This is a genomic window from Pseudomonas sp. NFACC05-1 (assembly GCF_900100135.1).
GTDB lineage: Bacteria > Pseudomonadota > Gammaproteobacteria > Pseudomonadales > Pseudomonadaceae > Aquipseudomonas > Aquipseudomonas fluorescens_Q.
The window spans coordinates 1-16,956 of sequence record NZ_FMTR01000036.1; the positions used below are offsets into that span (position 1 = coordinate 1).

Genomic DNA, 16,956 nt, shown 5'->3' on the forward strand with positions numbered 1-16,956 from the left:
ACCACCTGATCCCATCCCGAACTCAGAAGTGAAACGATGCATCGCCGATGGTAGTGTGGGGTTTCCCCATGTGAGAGTAGGTCATCGTCAAGATTGAATTCCCAGAACCCCTGTCTGCATCAGCAGCCAGGGGTTTTGTCGTTTTGGGCCGGTAATCGGATCAAGCCCCTGATGCCCCGGCAAACCCCCAATGCCGTTGCTATGCTGTGATAGTCGGGCCTTGGCGACCAAGGGCCCGCGACGTCACTGGTCATGGGGATTCCAATAATGAAAAACCCTTATGCTCCCGGCTTCTGGTGCGCCATTGCGGCTTTGCTGCTGCTTTCGGCCACTTATTTCTATGGCGTCATGCTCACTCACCAGATCGATAAAGCGCTGTTGTTCCTCGATAGCGCCGCGGCGCTGATCGGCGTGATATCCATTGCGATCGTGGCCTGGGCATCGTTTCAGGGTCAGCGCATCAAGAAAAAACACCTCGAACAAGGTAAGACACTGGTGCTGATTTGGGACACCAAGGTTGCGCTGCGACGTGTCGAAACGGTGTTTGACCGGTATTTCTGGGGCAGTTATTGGCAGCCTGGCCGCACGTTCCAGGAGGTCATGGGGGAGCTCACCGGTACCCCTTTGGAAAAAAGCCTGGAAGCCCTGAAAACCCAATGTGCTGCCCTGGACAAGCAAGTCACCCAGGACGGCTGGCATTGGCTCAACAACGCCCGAGAGTTGTGTGACGTGGCTAATGCCATGGCCCGTGAGCGCTATCAACTGGACTTCTGCGATTCACGCGCAGACTCATCATCGGGCGCGGCAGTGATCAATCGCGATTTCGAAGTGCTGGTGTACACCTGGACGGCCCGTCTCAAGACTTTCGACCATCAGCTCGACGAGATCGAAGTCCAATATTCGTAGACCACCTCGCAAGAAAACGTTTTTACCCCTTTAAACATTGGGCCCGCAGGGGTGCCTGATGGTAATCTCCCCTCCTCTTTTTCGGCGTCGAGCCACACCCTTTGCGGGTCAGGGAAGACGACGGCTTTGTTCAACCATGGATATCGATCGGGTCACTCATGAATAAATCAGCAAGCATACTCCTGGGAATCGTTGTGGCTGTCGGTGCTGTCAGCGCGGGCGGCGCCTGGTACACCGGGACCAAGCTCGAAGGCGTGTTGACGAACGCTATTGCCGATAGCAACAAGCAGATGCAGACAGCCTTGGCCGGGTCCAATAGCACCGCCACCCTGGAGCTGGTTTCCATGGACCGTGGAACGTTCAGCAGCACCGCCCACTACCGCCTCAAGGGCGAGGGCGAGATCTTCGGTGGCGAGCCGGTTGAGTTGCTCTTCGTCGACCAGATCGAACACGGCCCACTGCCATTTTCGCGCTTGATAACACTCAAATGGCTACCGGTCATGGCCACCAGTCACACCGCGCTTGAGCGCAATCCGCTGACCGACAAGTGGTTCGCCGCCACCAAGGACCAATCGCCGCTCAAAGGTGTGGTCAACCTGGGGTACGATCAATCCATCAATGGCACCTACGAGCTGCTGCCCGTGGATACCAAGCTGGATGAGCAATCCCAGCTCACTTTCTCCGGTCTTAAAATCGACCTGGCTGCCAGCGCCCAGGCACAGAAGGTCAAGGCCGACGGCTATATGGACAGCTTCAAGCTGACCACCGTCGCCGAAGACCAGACTCCCGTGCAGGTAGAGCTGAGCGGCCTGACATTGGCGAGCAACCTGAGCAAAAGCTCCTACGGTTACTACATGGGTGACAACACCCTGCTGCTGAGCAACACCAAGGCCACCTTTGGTGAGCCGAAGTCGGTGCTGGGCCTGAAGAACTTCGAGATGAAGAACAGCAGCACCGAGAGCGGCACCAGCGCTTCGGGGCGTGCCGATTACAAGATCGGTGAGTTGTCGTTCAACGACAAGACCATTGGCTCGGCGCAGATGGCAGTCAGCCTGAAGAACCTGGACATCCCGGCCACCATGTCGCTGATGCAGATTTACCAGACCAAGCTGCAACCCTACGAAAAAGCTGCAGCCGAGGCCGCAGCAGCCGGCGAACCGGCGCCAGAGCTGAGCCTGACCGAAGCTGAAGAAGCGCAGGTCAAGGCTGATCTGGAGAGACTCCTGGCCGGCGCCCCGCAAGTGGCGTTGGAAAACCTGTCGTTCAGCACCGCCAATGGTGAAAGCCGCGCCAACCTGATCGTTGATCTGGCCAAGCCGCAGTCCATGGACCTGCCACCGGATGAGTTGGGCCGTCAGTTGCTCGCGCTGCTGGATTTCAATCTCAAGGTTTCCAAACCGATGCTGGTCGACCTGATGACCGTACAGGCACAGATGGAAGGCCAGACGGATGCGAAGTTGATCGCCGATCAGGCCACTGCCACCAGCGATATGTTCAGCGCCATGGCGGTCGGTTCGGAACTGGCAACGCTTGAAGGCAACGATGTTGTCACCAAGCTGCACTACGCCAACAATCAGGTCGATTTCAACGGCCAGAAGATGACCGTTGAGCAATTCACGGCATTCGTGATGAGCAAGCTGGGTGGTGGCGTCGCCGTCCAGTAACGCGCTCGGGCAACACCCCAAACCCGGCCCGTGCATCACGCATGGGCCGGGTTTTTTTAAGCCTATCGATCAGCCCTGCGCCGAAATCTGTAGCGATTCTGAAGAATTGTGGCGTTCCTGAAGATGACCCGCCTGAGAGTGCAAGACTAGGCCCATTAGAGCTTGGCTGGATTCCTTTGATCCGGCTTCCTGTTTGATGGGCAAGGGGGCACTGCGACCCGGCTGGCCATGTAAGGATGCTGACGAATGCCGCGTACTGTGGGTCCTTTTATTCAACGTGGTTTGCGCCCGTTGTTTCGTGTCGCGCTGTGCAGCCAACTGTGCTGGCCGATGCTGGCGTTTGCCGATACCGCCTATGACCAAATGGTGCTCGACGCCCGTGCAGGCCATTACACCCCTGCGCTGACGGCGTTGCGCCAGGTGCCGGCCGGCCAGGCCAGCGCCGCACAGATCAGTGACCACCTGCAGATCGCCAGCTGGGCCGGCCTCGATACCGAGGTGGTGACGGTCTATGAGACCCAAGGCCGCAATCGAGCGCTGCCCGTCCAGGCGCTGACTGCGACGGCTCGTGCCTATCGCAACCTCAAGCGTTGGGATTCGGCGGCCGAGCTGTACCGCCAGGCTTTGGTGATCGACCCCCAGAACCCCGACTTGCAACTCGGCCTGGCCTTGACCCAGGCCGATGCAGGCCAGCCCGACGAAGCCGTCACTCGCGCCAAGGCCCTGGTCGCTGCCAAGCCGACAGATCCGGTGCGTCGACTGGCATTGGGTTATGCCTTGACCCGCGCCGACAGCCCCCACGAAGCGCTGTTCGAATACGACCAGGCCTTCACTCGCGCCGGCAACAGCCCAGAGGTTGCGCGCGAATACATCTACGCCCTGCAACGGGCACGGTTGCCGGAGCCGGCGCTGCGCCTGGCGCGCCTGCAGCCGGGGCTGATCGACCGTGGCGTGCAACGACGCCTAGAGGGTGACGTCGCCGCCGAACGGGTGCGCCTGGCGGACATGGCCAGCCGCAGCGAACATGAGCGCTTCGTCATTGCCGACCGCGCCCTGGCCGACTACGACAAGTTGCTCGCCACCTGGACCCCGGTGGCCGAGGCCCATGACGACGTACTCCGTTGGCGCATCGATCGCATGGGCGCGCTCAATGCCCGCGCCCGTCGAGCAGAAGTGATTGCCGAATACCAGAAGCTGATCGCCGAGGGCGTGAGCATTCCCACTTACGCCCTGCGCTGGGTGGCCTCTTCCTATCTGGAACAGCGTGAGCCGGAGATTGCCGTCGATCTGTACCGTCGGGTCCTGACTGCGCCGGATGCCGATCCCGCGGAGCGTTTTGAAGACAGCACCGCGCTCTACTATGCGTTGCTGGAAAGTGAAAAATCCGAAGAGGCCCGTGCACTGGCCGAAGACATGGCGAAAGCTCAGCGTCCGCGCATCGAGCTCAAGGGCCTGCCGATCGGCAACCCCAACGATGAATGGATGGACGCCCAGCAACTCGCCGCCCAGGCCGGCACGTACGGCGCCGACCTGCCTTCCGCCGAAGCGCGCCTGGACACCCTGGTCAACCAAGGCCCGGGCAACACCGGCATGCGCCTGGCCCAGGCCGATCTGTACCAGGCCCGTGACTGGCCGCGCCGTTCGGAAAACCTGCTCAAAGAAGTCGAGGCGACGATCCCGCGCAACCGTGACCTGGAAATCGCCCAGGCCCGCGCGGCCATGGATTTGCAGGAGTGGCGGCAGCTGGATGCCCTGACCGACGACGTGGTCGCCCGCTACCCGGAAAACGCCCATGTCAAACGTCTGCAGCGCCAGCGCGAGGTACACGACATGGCCGAGCTGCGCATCGAGGCCTACACCGGCAAGAGCTATGGCGGTGGCAATGGTGATGCCGGTGCAGTCACCGGCAGCCGGGACTTTGGTATCGAAACGCTGCTCTACAGCCCGCCCATCGATGAAGACTGGCGGCTGTTCGGCGGTGCCGGCTACGCCACCGGTGATTTCGAGGAAGGTACTGGTCACCACCGTTGGCAGCGCCTGGGCGTGGAGCGTCGCACCCGGGACATGACGCTGGAGGCCGAGGTCTCCAATCACTCTTATGGTTCCGGCGACAAGCAAGGCGCGCGCCTGGCCGTGGCCCAGGACATCGACGACCACTGGCAGTACGGCGGCAGCCTGGATTACCTCTCGGCCAATACCCCGCTGCGGGCGCTCAACAGCGGCATTCGCGCCAACGGCGGTAGCGGTTTCGTCCGCTGGCGGGCCCATGAAAGCCGCGAGTGGCGGCTGACGGTGAGCCCGTCCCATTTCAGTGACGGTAACAATCGCCTCGAAACCCAGCTGACCGGCCGCGAGGGCATTTACAGCACGCCGCGCCTGCAAGTGGAACTGGGTCTGGAAGTCGGTGCCAGCCGCAACAGCGGCTCCAATGAAGTGCCCTATTTCAATCCGAAAGCGGATTTCAGCGTCATGCCGACCGTGAGCGCCAACCACGTGTTGTACCGCCGCTACGAGACCACGTGGAGCCAGCAATTCCAGGTCGGTGCCGGTACCTACAGCCAGCGCGACTACAACACCGGGGCCATGGGATTGCTCGGCTACGGCCAGCGTTTCATCTGGAACGACGTGCTGGAGGCCGGTGCCGCGCTGAGCTGGCTCAACCGCCCCTACGACGGCGATCGCGAAAGCGATCTGCGCCTGCTTGTCGACCTCACCTATCGCTTCTAGAAGAGTTTGAAGATGCCTGTCATTTCGCGATTCATCCTTCTGCTGGGGGTCTTGCTGATCAGCGCTTGTGCCCAGCAAGCCCCGGCATTCACGCCGCCTTCGCAGCGTCCGCTGGCGGCCAATGACGCCCCGTGGCCGAAGAACCATGTGCTCGGCATTGCCTACCACGATGTCGACGACCGTGACCCGGACCAAGCGCTGGTGGCCGTGCGTACCGAACGGTTGATCGAGCAACTGGCGTGGCTGCGGGAAAACAACTACCAGCCGGTCACGGTGGATCAGATCATCACGGCCCGCAATGGCGGCCCGGAACTGCCACCGCGTGCGGTGCTGCTGAGTTTCGACGACGGTTACGCAAGCTTCTACACCCGCGTCATGCCCATCCTGCGTGCCTATAACTGGCCAGCGATCCTTGCCCCGGTCGGCAGTTGGGTGGATACGCCGCTGAACCAAACGGTGGATTTCGCCGGGGTGCCACGCAAGCGTTCCGAGTTCCTGACCTGGGAGCAAATTCGCGAGGTTTCCAAATCGGGCCTGGTGGAAATCGCCGCCCACACCGATGCCAATCACAAAGGCATCCTCGCCAACCCGCAGGGCAACCAGCAACCCGCTGCGACCACCCGGCGCTACGACCCCGCCACCGGTCGTTACGAGACCGAGGCCGAGTTCCAGGCTCGCTTGCGCAAGGACGTGGCGGCCATTTCCGAGAAGATTCGCAAGGTCACTGGCTACAGCCCGCGTGTCTGGGTCTGGCCGTACGGTGAAGCCGACGGTACTGCGTTGCAGGTGATTGGCAACGAGGGCTATCAAATGGCCCTGACCCTGGAGGATGGTCTCGACAGCCTGGATAACCTGATGAGCGGCCCACGCTTCCTGGTGGCGTCCGATCCGGATGGCGCCCATTTCGCCGAAAGCATCGTGTCGGTGCAGACGATGGATCCGATGCGCGTGGTGCATGTCGACCTGGACTACGTCTATGACCCGGATCCGGTGCAGCAGGACGCCAACGTCGGCCAGTTGGTCCAGCGTATTTCCGACCTGGGCGCCAATACAGTGTTCCTGCAAGCCTTTGCCGATCCGAAAGGCGACGGCCTGGTGCATTCGTTGTACTTCCCCAACCGCCACCTGCCGGTACGCGCCGACCTGTTCGACCGTGTCGCCTGGCAACTGCGCACTCGGGCCAACGCCAAGGTCTATGCCTGGATGCCGGTGCTCAGTTTCGCCCTGGACGCGAAGCTTTCGCGGGTACAGCGCTGGGATCCGGAAACCGGCAAGACTGGCGTTGCCCCGGACCAGTACGTGCGTTTGTCGCCGTTCGACCCGAACGTGCGCCAGGTCATTGGCGAGATCTACCAGGATCTGGCGCGGATGAGCTCATTGGATGGCGTTTTGTACCATGACGACGCGGTGTTCTCCGATTTCGAGGACGCCAGCCCCGCAGCCCTGAAAGTCTATGCCGCCAACGGCCTGCCGACGTCCATTGCCGCCCTGCGGGCCGATCCTGTAGCGATGCAACGCTGGACCCGCTTCAAGAGCCGCTACCTGATCGACTTCACCCATGAGCTGACCGCCAAGGTCCGGGCGATTCGTGGTCCGCAGATCCTGACGGCGCGCAATATCTTTGCCGAACCGATGCTCAACCCGCAAAGCGAAGCCTGGTTCGCCCAGAACCTTGACGACTTCCTCGGCGCCTATGACTGGACGGCGCCGATGGCCATGCCGTTGATGGAAAACCAGACCCGCCAGCAATCCGGTCCCTGGCTCGAGCGCCTGGTGGACACCGTCAAGGCCCGTCCCGGCGCGCTCAAGCGCACGGTGTTCGAACTGCAGGCCCGGGACTGGCACAGCAAGCCGGTCAGCGATATCGACGGCGAGCAACTGGCCGACTGGATGGGGCGCCTCAAGCGCAAAGGCGTGACCAGTTTTGGCTACTACCCGGACAACTTCATCGAAGACCAGCCCGCGGTGAAAACCGTGCGGCCGGCGCTCTCCAACAAGTGGAATCCTTGACATGCTCGACAGACTGCTCGCTCTGCTGGTGCTGGCGATCGTCCTTGGGGTGCCCCTGGGCCTGATCTTCCTGGTCACCGGGCAATTCCTGATGGACTTCGTGTTCTTTTACCCGCTGTTCATGTCCGGGCTGTGGATCGCCGGCGGCCTGTACTTCTGGCTGCACTGGGAGCGCCACTGGCCGTGGAAGGACGACACCTTGCCACCGCCCCTGGCCGGCGAGCCGTTGATCAGTATCCTGATCCCGTGCTTCAACGAAGGCGATAACGTCGCCGACACCATTCACGCGGCGCTGGGCCAGCATTACCCGAACATTGAAGTCATCGCCATCAACGACGGCTCCAAGGACAACACGGCCCAGATGCTCGATCAGCTGGCGGGTGAAGATCCGCGCCTGCGCGTCCTGCACCTGGCGGAAAACCAGGGCAAGGCCGTGGCCCTGCGCATGGGCGCCATCGCGGCGCGCAGTGAATACCTGGTGTGCATCGACGGTGACGCGCTGCTGGCGCCGAACACCTGTGCCTACCTGGTGGCGCCGATGCTGGACAACGCCCGCCTCGGCGCGGTGACCGGCAACCCGCGCATCCGTACCCGCTCGACCTTGATAGGCCGGGTCCAGGTCGGCGAGTTTTCCTCGATCATCGGCCTGATTAAGCGCACTCAACGGGTGTTCGGGCGGATCTTCACCGTGTCTGGCGTAATCGTCGCGTTCCGTCGCTCCGCCCTGCACCGGGTTGGCTACTGGAGCCCGGACATGATCACCGAAGACATCGACATCAGTTGGAAGCTGCAACTGGATCACTGGAGCATCTTCTACGAGCCGCGCGCGCTGTGCTGGATCCTCATGCCCGAAACCCTGCGTGGCCTGTGGCGGCAACGGCTGCGCTGGGCCCAGGGGGGCGCCGAGGTGTTGTTCAAGAACATCCGTGGCATCTGGCAGTATCGCCACCGCTACCTGTGGCCACTGTTGTTCGAATATTGCCTGTCCACCGGTTGGGCGTTCACGTTCCTGCTGTCGGTGATTTTCTGGGGGGCTGGCAAGTTCGTCGAAATGCCAGAGGCCATCGCGGTCGATCACCTCATGCCGCCAGCCTTCACCGGGCTGCTGCTGGCCGTGGTGTGCCTGCTGCAGTTCGCGGTGAGCATCCTGATCGACCGCCGCTACGAAAAAGGCCTGTGGCACATCATGTTCTGGGTGGTCTGGTACCCGTTGGTGTTCTGGCTGATCAGCCTCTTCACCACTCTGGTGAGCTTTCCAAAAGTGCTGTTCGGGCAGCATCAGAAGCGTGCGCGCTGGATCAGTCCGGATCGCGGTATCAAACCGTTCGATGATCAGGAAGAGGAAGTGATCCGATGAAAATTATCAGGACCCGGCAACGGCCTTTTCTGGTGCTCATCGATGCGTTTTTTACCGTACTGGCGTGGGTGGGGTTGTTGTACTTGCTGGTCAATGGGCTGTGGCCGCTGTTCGCGAGCCAGGCCGGTCCGCGCCCGGGAGGGTCACTGTTCGATACCCTGGGGACCTTGCAGGTCTATGGATGGATCGCCTTGGTCAACGCGGTGCTGTTGATTACCTGGGCGCGTTACCAACAGCGTAAAAGTCGCAGCTTCGCCCAGCGCCGGTCGCCGGCCCCGGTCGTGAATGACCAGGGCTTGAGCGCCAGTTTCAAGTTGACCGACGAGCGCCTGGACACGCTGCGCCAGCCCGGCTCGAAGACTATTCACAACAATCAGGACGGCGACATCAGCCACGTCGTGCCGCACTTCCACTTGCTCAGCCCCGACTTGCAGCCACCGCCCCTGGCGCCACTGGAGCGGCCGGGCGTGATTCACCTGCCGGCCGATCACTCCGTACATTGATGCAAGCCGTGCCGACGCTTTCGCGAGCAAGCCCGCTCCCACAGGGGATTTTTTGGGGGGCAGATCTACGAAGAGAAATCCCGAACCAGCCGCCATGCCTCGTCCACCGGCAACGGTTGTTTCATGCGCTGGGCCAACGCCGCCATGGCCCGGCCTTCATCACAGGCCACTGCAGCGGCTACGAGGCCGTCCTTGCCCAGCAGGGCAATGAAAGGCGGATGCTCGGGCGTGCCCTTGAATTCCACTTCGTCCCAATGTTCAGCGTGGCCAAGATAGTCGTAGCGTTTGCCAAAGTGATAGGTCCAGAAAAACGGCACGTCCAGATAGCGCTCGTCGCCGCCGAGCATGTTCGCGGCGGCGATGCGCGCCTGTTGCTGGGCCAGGCGCCAATGCTCGATGCGCACAGGCGCGCCGTTGAGGGGGAACGTCGCGATATCACCCACGGCCCATACGCCTTCAGCCACACGCATGCCTGCGTCAACGGACAGCGACTGGTCCTGTTCCCGTGGCAACCCGGCAAACGGCTCGGTGGCCGGGTGCACGCCAATGCCGACGATCACCAGGTCCGCAGCCAGACGCTGGCCGTTATCCAGCACCACGGCTTCGACCTTGTGCGCTCCCTCGATCCGTGCCGCTTCGCCGTCGGTGTGGTACACCACACCGTTGGCCCGGTGCCGGGCCAGGATGGCTTGGCCAACGCTCTCACCCATCTGTGCAGCGAACGGCACCGGATGCCGGGCCAGGACGGTGACGTCCAGCCCGCGCTTGCGCAGGGACGAGGCGACTTCCATGGCGATGAAACTGTCGCCGATGATCACCGCCTGTTGCCCTGGCCGGACCGTGTCGAGAATCTGCCGGGCGTGGGCGATCGAACGCAGCACGAAGACTTGCGGCAATTCGATGCCGGGCAGTGCTGGCATCTTGGGTGCCCCGCCAGTGGCAATGAGCGCGGCGTCGTAGTCCAGCTGCCGGCCATCGGCGAGTTGGATTTGCCGAGCGTCGGGGTCCAAATGGGTGACCTCGCCATGGAGCCTTTCGATGCGTTGCCGGGTGAAGTAGGTTTCATCGCGCAGCGGCGCTGTCTCGTTGACTGCCATGTCGCCGGCCAACACATACTTGCTCAGCACCGTCCGGTCGTAGCCGGCCTCGGCTTCGCGGTCGATCATCAGGATTCGACCGCCAAAACCCTTCTCCCGCAACGCCGCCGCGCAAGCCGTGCCGGCGGCACCGGCGCCGATGATGACAAACGTGCGTGCGTCATCGGCCGGCGGGACTTTATCGGTTGGCAATGGTTGATCGTCGACCCAGACGTCACCGTCCCGGACCTCGACGTGGTAGCGCGCCAGGCTGTCGAGGGCCGGCGGTTCGCACAGGGCGCCGTCTTCCGTGCGGAACGCGGCCTTGTGCCACGGGCAAATCAGCCGTCCGTGGCACACCGCGCCCTTGGCCAGTGGTGCGCCGGCATGCGGGCATTTGCCTTGGAAGGCGCGCACTTGATCACCGGAGCGCAACAGCAGGATGGACGTGTCGTCGATTTTGACTTCGAGGCCGCGATCTTCACGAACGTCGGCGAAACGGGCGACTTGATGCAGAGACATGGTCATTCTCCGGCAGGCGTTTCCCTTTGGAGTCGCAGGAACGGAGCGAGTTTCAGCATAATTGTCACTGCAACCTTGGCGAAGCTGCGGCTATAGTTCGCAAGCCGTCCATGGCCAGACACGCACAAGGTGCCCCCGGTATGACCCGATTGAATTTTTTCTCCCCTTGGCTGGCGGCCGTCGCCCTGGTGCTGTGCGCACAAGGGGCTGTCCAGGCCGAGGAGCGTTTTACCCTCAGCATCCCCGGTGTGTCGGACGACCGCCTCTTCACGGCGGCGGCAGCCAGTGATGCCAACACCTGTGGTGGCAAGAACATTTCTCCGGCCCTGAGTTGGAACGCCGGCCCACCCGGCACCCTCAGCTACGCCATCGTCATGTTGGACCCGGACGGCCAAAGGGGCCAAGGTGTCGACCACTGGGTCCACTACGGCATCAAGGCCACCACGCGGCAGATTCCGGCGGGCGCCGGCACCAAGTCCTCGTTGGAAGGCATGAGTGGTATCAACAGCAAGAACACCCACGGCTACGTCGGTCCTTGCCCGCCTGTCGGCGACAGCGCTCACCACTACCTGATCCAGCTTTTCGCCCTGGACCTGCCGCCGGAGGCACTGCCCGCCGACCTCACACGCGCCCAACTGATGGAAAAAATCAAAGGTCACGTGCTGCGCAACAGCAGCGTAGTGCGCCGCTACCACCGCTGACCCAAGACGACACAACCCCCTGTGGAGAGGGGATTTATCCCCGTTGGGGTGCAAAGCACCCCTTGCCACAATGGCGCCGTCCAGACACAAAATTGGCATCACGCGCCAAAAGCGAGCACTATCGAGCCCCTGTTCACTCATGCCGGAGGATGGCGATGACGCAGAAACCCGACGGCATCGCCCGCCTCCTGAACTGCCCGACCAAGGGCGACGAAATACGCCGGGCCATCGCCCAGAGCCGCAAGGATTTCCTGCCTGCCGACGAGGCCGAAGACGCCGAGCCAGGCCAGCCACCGGTTCAACCGGTGGACACTGATCGCGACGCCTGAGCCGTCGCCCTCTTTTAACTCATCGTTCAAATCTGCCTATGACTGCCATCCCTGTTCTACCCGGTGACCGATTCAGCCGATCCGATTACAAGACCCTGGGCCTGGCCGCCTTGGGCGGTGCGCTGGAAATCTACGATTTCATCATCTTCGTCTTCTTCGCCCTGACTCTCAGCCAGTTGTTCTTCCCGCCGGAAATGCCCGATTGGCTGCGCCTGCTGCAAAGCTTCGGGATTTTTGCCACCGGCTACCTGGCCCGGCCCCTAGGCGGCATTCTCATGGCGCACTTCGCTGATCGCCTGGGACGCAAGCGGGTGTTCAGCCTGAGCATCCTGATGATGGCCTTGCCGTGCCTGCTCATCGGCGTGATGCCGACCTACGCGCAAATCGGTTATTTCGCACCGTTGCTGTTGCTGGCGCTGCGTATCCTGCAAGGTGCGGCGGTGGGCGGTGAGGTGCCCAGCGCCTGGGTGTTCGTGGCCGAACATGCGCCGCTGCATCATCGCGGCTATGCCCTGGGTTTCCTCCAGGCCGGCCTGACCTTCGGCTACTTGCTGGGCGCCTTGACCGCAACGGCGCTGGCGCGGATCTACACACCGGCGGAGATTCTCGATTACGCCTGGCGCCTGCCGTTCCTGTTGGGGGGCGTCTTCGGCGTGATCGGCGTCTGGCTGCGTCGCTGGCTGAGCGAAACGCCGATCTTCATGGCCCTGCAAGCCAATCGCGAAGGCGCAGCGGAACTGCCGTTGCGCACGGTCCTGCGCGACCACCGCCAGGCCTTGCTGCCCGCCGCCATCCTGACCTGCGTGCTGACCTCTGCCGTGGTGGTGTTCGTGGTCATCACCCCGACCGTGATGCAGAAAAGCTTCGGCATGACCCCCAGCCACACCTTCGCCCTGAGCAGCCTGGGCATCGTGTTCCTGAACATCGGCTGCGTCCTGGCCGGGCTCATCGTCGACCGCATCGGCGCCTGGCGCACCGTCATGCTCTACAGCCTGCTGCTGCCTGTGGGCATTGCCGTGCTCTACGCCAGCCTGATCAGCGGCAGCGCCTGGCTGGGCCTGGCTTACGCCTTGGCCGGGCTGGGTTGCGGCGTGGTTGGTGCGGTGCCGTCGGTGATGGTCAGCCTGTTCCCGCCGAAGATCCGCGTGTCCGGCATCTCGCTCACCTACAACATCGCCTATGCCCTGTGGGCCAGCATGACACCGCTGATGCTGATTGCACTGGTGCCGTGGAGCCCGTGGGTGTGCGTGGGGTATTGCGTGGTGATGGGGGCGGTGGGCGTGGCTGCGTCGGCGTATTTCCCGGGGCGGTGGGCGCGCGTTTATGGTTCGGCCCTAGCGTCGGAATCCTGACTACAATCCGTAAGCTTTGTTGTAGGCCTTTTCTGAAGCAGTATGATCCTGCCTGATCCGAGGTAGATTCAGCGCACTTTGTGTTTACCATGGGCATCTCTTCTGTTGGGGAGCCTTGCATGAAAGCTAGTACAGCCATTGCTACGTTTCGTCGGTTGCGGACCCAGCCACTGTGGCGGCTGCTGGCTTTTGATCATGGGCCTCTGACCCTGGGACTGCTCCAGACCCATCTGTACGAAAGCGAGCGGGGTCTGCCCGCGTCCATCTTCCATGCTATCTGCCAAGCGTGAAGACGATACTGATGGATGAGCGTACTTTGTTGTCTTACAAACCATTGTGGGGGGTGGAGAAAGAGCCACACCCCTCCATCACGCTGGCTAATCTCACAGTAGAAGAGCAGGTCCTCTATGAGAAGCTCAAGCGCAACACACTAGGGCAAAACGTGCGTCTAGAGCAGGAGCGAATATCGTGGGATTTCGCCTGGAGAGAGATACAAGAGGTGGCTAGTGATTGAGGAGGGGGTTTATTCATCAGGCCCCGTACGTAGAAATATTGAGGGGGCTACATTGGGGGTTGGTCGCGCTGTTAGTCAAGGCGGAGTCGTTGAGCTATGAGCACGGATAACGCCAATCGCAATACCTCGCAGTTCATCATCTACCAGAGCGAAGACGGGCGAACCCGGTTGGACGTGCGCTTTGTCGACGAGACCGTATGGTTGACCCAAGCCTTGATGGGTGAGTTATTCAGTACCACGCCAGAGAACGTGTTGATGCATCTGAAGAACATCTTCAGCGAAGGTGAGCTTGATCAAAACGCAACCACTAAGGATTTCTTAGTAGTTCGTCAGGAAGGTACGCGTCAAGTGAAGCGCAATCTCAAGCACTACAACCTTGATGCCATTATCTCCGTGGGCTATCGCGTACAAAGCCATACGGCAACGCGCTTCCGTCAATGGGCCACTCGGCAGTTGCGTGACTACATCGTCAAAGGTTTTTTACTAGATGATGAGCGCCTGAAAAATCCCGATCAGCCGTTCGACTACTTTGAAGAGCTGACGCGGCGCATTCAGGATATTCGCACCAGCGAAAAACGCTTCTACCAGAAGATTACCGACATCTACGCCACCAGTGTGGACTACGACCCGACTCAGGAAGCCAGCATCAACTTCTTCAAGACCGTGCAAAACAAAGTGCACTGGGCAATTACCGGGCAGACTGCGGCTGAGCTTATTCACAATCGTGCCGACAGCGGTAAACCCCACATGGGACTGACCAACTGGCGCGGCGCCAAGGTGCGCAAACAGGATGTCGCTAACGCCAAGAACTACCTCTCGGCAGAAGAGCTCAGCGCTTTGAACAATCTGGTCGAGCAATACTTGGTGTTTGCGGAGGGCCAAGCCATGCGTCGCATTCCAATGTCCATGGCTGAGTGGGTGAAAAAACTCGATGGTTTCCTGACATTGAACGACCGCGAAATTCTTGATAGTGCGGGTCAAATTTCTCATGACCTGGCCAAGCAACACGCCGAGTCGCAATATGAGCTATTTCATCAACTGCGCCAGCAAGAAGATACTGCGAGCGCTGACCAAAACCTCATCAATCTGAGCGAGCTTAGTCAATCGCTATCAAACAAGACCCGATCCAGGCCTTGACGTTTTGACTACAAGATTTCCAATCTGTGGCAAGTGGCCACGTTTTGTTGGAGTGTGGCGTCTAGAATTTAGGCCTTTATGAGCAGTCAATGCCTGGCAAGGTTAGTGCTTGGAGCTCCAGCGTCGCCATCACCGACGCTTACGATTATTTGGCTACCGGTCGTTCTAAGACGCCCACGCAAAAAATCCACAAAAGCACGAGTCCGTGCCGAGCGGCGTCGATCTTGACTGAACACGGCGCTGATGGGCAGTGCCAGTGGCTGGTAATCGGCCAGCAGGGGGCAGACGGTACCCTGGCGAACATCGGCAGCGAACAACCACTGCGGTGAAAGCGAAACGCCCAGGCCCGACAGCACCATTTCCCGGATCGCCTCGCTGCTGTTGCAGGTGACGTTGCCCTTGATCGTTACGCTGTGCTGTCGGCCATCCTGGTCGAACCGCCAGACGTCATAATGCTCCAGCAGTGTAAAAGCCAAACAGTTATGGCCGGCCAGGTCAGCCGGTGCGAGGGGCGTGCCGTGCTGTTGCAGATAGGCGGGGGAGGCATACACCCGGCGCGGGCTGTCGCCGAGGGAAACCGCCACCAGTCCTTCGTTTTTCACCGCGCCGATGCGAATCGCAAGGTCGATGTTTTCCTTCAGCACATCTTCGTTCTGATCACTTAACCTCAAGTCGATACGAAGCTGTGGGTGAAGGGCCAGGAACTCGCCCACCAGGGGCGCAATACACAATCGGCCGAAACTGACGGGCGCCGCCACGCGCAGAAGGCCGGCGATCTGTTCCTGCCCACTGGCGAAACTGAGTCGTGCGGCGTCCACGCTGGCGAGTATGTCCTTGCTCTCGGCGTAGAAGCGCTGCCCCTGGTCGGTCAGCGCGAGCTGGCGGGTGCTGCGGGCAAACAGCGCCCCGCCGAGGTGTTGCTCCAACGCGCGGATCTGCTTGCTCACCGCCGGTTGGCCCAGGTTCAGTTCCCTGGCGACGGCCGAAAACGAGCCGCGCTCCACCACCCGCACGAACACCTGCATTGCGTCGAACAGATCCATCTGGATTTAGCCTCTGCCTGGAATAAATCCTATCCATTGTTGCTCACTTATCGGAATGCGTCTTCCCTCGCACTATGAACCTGCCCACTCATTGGAGGTTTACCGTCATGAACAACATCATGTCCGCCGCCGTTGCCGAAACCGCTCAGGCTGCGCTGATTGTCCGTTCCATTTCCCGGCCCATTCCCGGCAAAGGCCAGGTATTGATCAAGGTGCATGCCGCCGGAATCAACCCGCTGGACACCAAGATCGCGGCGGGAGGCGGGGCCCACGCACGTCAGCCGCTGCCCGCCGTATTGGGAATCGACCTGGCCGGGATGGTGGTTGAACGGGGAGAGGGCGTGAATGACTTCGCGCCTGGCGACGAGGTGTTCGGCATGGCCGGCGGGATCGGCGGGGCCCAAGGCGCGCTGGCCGAATACATCGCGGTCGATGCCCGCCTGATTGCGCCCAAGCCTCGCTCACTGAGCATGCGCGAAGCGGCCGCCTTGCCGCTGGCATTCATTACGGCCTGGGAAGGCTTGGTCGATCGCGCCAACGTTCGGGCCGGGCAACAGGGGTTGATTCATGGCGGGGCGGGCGGCGTCGGTCAAATGGCCGTGCAAATCGCCAAGGCCCGTGGCGCCGAGGTCTACGCCACGGGCTCGGCCGACAGCCAGGCTTTCATCCGCGAACTGGGCGCGTCAGCCATCGACTACCGGACCCAGGACACCGACAGCTACGTGCGCCAGTACACCGATGGCGAAGGCTTCGACATTGTCTACGACACCGTTGGCGGCCCGACCCTGGATGCGTCCTTCAACGCGGTAAAGACCTACACCGGCCATGTGCTCAGTTGCCTCGGCTGGGGCCAACACAGCCTCGCGCCGCTGTCGTTTCGGGGGGCGAGCTATTCCGGGGTGTTTACGTTGATGCCGCTGCTGACCGGCAAGGGGCGCGAGCATCATGGTCAGATCTTGCGGGAGGCCGCCGCTCTGGTTGAGTCAGGGCAACTGCGGATCAAGCTGGATCAGCGCCGGTTTGGCCTGGAGCAAGTCAATGAGGCCTTTGCGCAGGTAGCCGAGGGGCGTGGGGCGGGGAAAACGGTCGTGGACATTGGGATTGAGTGAGACGGG

General features: G+C 61.5%; 14 protein-coding genes and 1 rRNA gene. 13 read left to right on the forward strand and 2 right to left on the reverse strand.

Going from position 1 to position 16,956, the window contains the following annotated elements; all coding sequences use genetic code 11:
• The 7 genes from rrf to pgaD form a co-directional block, all read left to right on the forward strand.
• Positions 1-93: ribosomal RNA gene (rrf, locus tag BLO97_RS28600) — 5S ribosomal RNA — on the forward strand; the annotation flags it as partial.
• Positions 94-267: 174 nt separating this feature from the next.
• Positions 268-906, forward strand: a complete 639-nt coding sequence (locus BLO97_RS28605) for an NADH:ubiquinone oxidoreductase subunit N (protein WP_092150303.1) — start codon at positions 268-270, stop codon at positions 904-906.
• A gap of 158 nt (positions 907-1,064) precedes the next feature.
• Entirely contained in the window at positions 1,065-2,570 is a 1,506-nt protein-coding gene (locus BLO97_RS28610) for a YdgA family protein (protein WP_092349484.1), read from the forward strand.
• A 246-nt stretch (positions 2,571-2,816) separates the two neighbouring features.
• Positions 2,817-5,297: a poly-beta-1,6 N-acetyl-D-glucosamine export porin PgaA gene (gene pgaA / locus BLO97_RS28615; RefSeq protein ID WP_092349487.1), complete on the forward strand. Its 2,481-nt coding sequence runs from the start codon at positions 2,817-2,819 to the stop codon at positions 5,295-5,297.
• Positions 5,298-5,309: 12 nt separating this feature from the next.
• Complete coding sequence (gene pgaB / locus BLO97_RS28620; RefSeq protein ID WP_092349490.1) at positions 5,310-7,307, forward strand: poly-beta-1,6-N-acetyl-D-glucosamine N-deacetylase PgaB; 1,998 nt, start codon at positions 5,310-5,312, stop codon at positions 7,305-7,307.
• A gap of 1 nt (position 7,308) precedes the next feature.
• A complete protein-coding gene (gene pgaC / locus BLO97_RS28625; RefSeq protein WP_092150291.1) occupies positions 7,309-8,664 on the forward strand; it encodes a poly-beta-1,6-N-acetyl-D-glucosamine synthase in 1,356 nt (451 codons plus the stop codon).
• Positions 8,661-9,167: a poly-beta-1,6-N-acetyl-D-glucosamine biosynthesis protein PgaD gene (pgaD, locus tag BLO97_RS28630; RefSeq protein WP_072347222.1), complete on the forward strand. Its 507-nt coding sequence runs from the start codon at positions 8,661-8,663 to the stop codon at positions 9,165-9,167. The genes pgaC and pgaD overlap by 4 nt, the downstream gene beginning before the upstream one ends.
• 65 nt (positions 9,168-9,232) lie before the next feature.
• Here pgaD and BLO97_RS28635 read toward each other — a convergent pair whose 3' ends face one another.
• Positions 9,233-10,765 carry an FAD-dependent oxidoreductase gene (locus tag BLO97_RS28635; protein ID WP_092150288.1) on the reverse strand — a complete coding sequence of 511 codons (1,533 nt, stop codon included), beginning with the start codon at positions 10,763-10,765 and terminating at the stop codon, positions 9,233-9,235.
• A 140-nt stretch (positions 10,766-10,905) separates the two neighbouring features.
• Here BLO97_RS28635 and BLO97_RS28640 point away from each other — a divergent pair, with 140 nt between their 5' ends.
• The 5 genes from BLO97_RS28640 (at position 10,906) to BLO97_RS28655 (ending at position 14,798) form a co-directional block, all read left to right on the forward strand.
• Positions 10,906-11,466 (forward strand): YbhB/YbcL family Raf kinase inhibitor-like protein, encoded by a 561-nt coding sequence (locus BLO97_RS28640; RefSeq protein WP_092150285.1) that lies wholly within the window; start codon positions 10,906-10,908, stop codon positions 11,464-11,466.
• Positions 11,467-11,621: 155 nt separating this feature from the next.
• Complete coding sequence (locus BLO97_RS31745; protein WP_170862112.1) at positions 11,622-11,795, forward strand: hypothetical protein; 174 nt, start codon at positions 11,622-11,624, stop codon at positions 11,793-11,795.
• A 38-nt stretch (positions 11,796-11,833) separates the two neighbouring features.
• Positions 11,834-13,147: an MFS transporter gene (locus tag BLO97_RS28645; protein WP_092349493.1), complete on the forward strand. Its 1,314-nt coding sequence runs from the start codon at positions 11,834-11,836 to the stop codon at positions 13,145-13,147.
• A gap of 286 nt (positions 13,148-13,433) precedes the next feature.
• Positions 13,434-13,661: a Wadjet anti-phage system protein JetD domain-containing protein gene (locus tag BLO97_RS28650; RefSeq protein ID WP_256572444.1), complete on the forward strand. Its 228-nt coding sequence runs from the start codon at positions 13,434-13,436 to the stop codon at positions 13,659-13,661.
• A gap of 96 nt (positions 13,662-13,757) precedes the next feature.
• Entirely contained in the window at positions 13,758-14,798 is a 1,041-nt protein-coding gene (locus BLO97_RS28655; protein ID WP_092349496.1) for a virulence RhuM family protein, read from the forward strand.
• 86 nt (positions 14,799-14,884) lie between these two features.
• Here BLO97_RS28655 and BLO97_RS28660 read toward each other — a convergent pair whose 3' ends face one another.
• The gene (locus BLO97_RS28660; RefSeq protein ID WP_256572447.1) at positions 14,885-15,841 is read right to left on the reverse strand and encodes a LysR family transcriptional regulator; all 957 of its coding nucleotides are present in this window, start codon (positions 15,839-15,841) and stop codon (positions 14,885-14,887) included.
• Positions 15,842-15,948: 107 nt separating this feature from the next.
• On the opposite strand from BLO97_RS28660, the gene BLO97_RS28665 reads away from it, so the two are divergent.
• The gene (locus BLO97_RS28665) at positions 15,949-16,950 is read left to right on the forward strand and encodes a zinc-dependent alcohol dehydrogenase family protein (RefSeq protein WP_092349499.1); all 1,002 of its coding nucleotides are present in this window, start codon (positions 15,949-15,951) and stop codon (positions 16,948-16,950) included.
• Positions 16,951-16,956 lie beyond the last annotated feature (6 nt).

Excerpts from the sequence above, each read along its gene's own strand:
- BLO97_RS28610 (WP_092349484.1), top strand. The coding sequence starts at position 1,065 with ATGAATAAATCAGCAAGCATACTCCTGGGAATCGTTGTGGCTGTCGGT.
- BLO97_RS28660 (WP_256572447.1), bottom strand. The coding sequence starts at position 15,841 with ATGGATCTGTTCGACGCAATGCAGGTGTTCGTGCGGGTGGTGGAGCGC.
- BLO97_RS28640 (WP_092150285.1), top strand. The coding sequence starts at position 10,906 with ATGACCCGATTGAATTTTTTCTCCCCTTGGCTGGCGGCCGTCGCCCTG.
- BLO97_RS31745 (WP_170862112.1), top strand. The coding sequence starts at position 11,622 with ATGACGCAGAAACCCGACGGCATCGCCCGCCTCCTGAACTGCCCGACC.
- BLO97_RS28645 (WP_092349493.1), top strand. The coding sequence starts at position 11,834 with ATGACTGCCATCCCTGTTCTACCCGGTGACCGATTCAGCCGATCCGAT.
- pgaA (WP_092349487.1), top strand. The coding sequence starts at position 2,817 with ATGCCGCGTACTGTGGGTCCTTTTATTCAACGTGGTTTGCGCCCGTTG.
- pgaD (WP_072347222.1), top strand. The coding sequence starts at position 8,661 with ATGAAAATTATCAGGACCCGGCAACGGCCTTTTCTGGTGCTCATCGAT.
- pgaB (WP_092349490.1), top strand. The coding sequence starts at position 5,310 with ATGCCTGTCATTTCGCGATTCATCCTTCTGCTGGGGGTCTTGCTGATC.
- BLO97_RS28605 (WP_092150303.1), top strand. The coding sequence starts at position 268 with ATGAAAAACCCTTATGCTCCCGGCTTCTGGTGCGCCATTGCGGCTTTG.
- BLO97_RS28655 (WP_092349496.1), top strand. The coding sequence starts at position 13,758 with ATGAGCACGGATAACGCCAATCGCAATACCTCGCAGTTCATCATCTAC.
- BLO97_RS28665 (WP_092349499.1), top strand. The coding sequence starts at position 15,949 with ATGAACAACATCATGTCCGCCGCCGTTGCCGAAACCGCTCAGGCTGCG.
- pgaC (WP_092150291.1), top strand. The coding sequence starts at position 7,309 with ATGCTCGACAGACTGCTCGCTCTGCTGGTGCTGGCGATCGTCCTTGGG.
- BLO97_RS28635 (WP_092150288.1), bottom strand. The coding sequence starts at position 10,765 with ATGTCTCTGCATCAAGTCGCCCGTTTCGCCGACGTTCGTGAAGATCGC.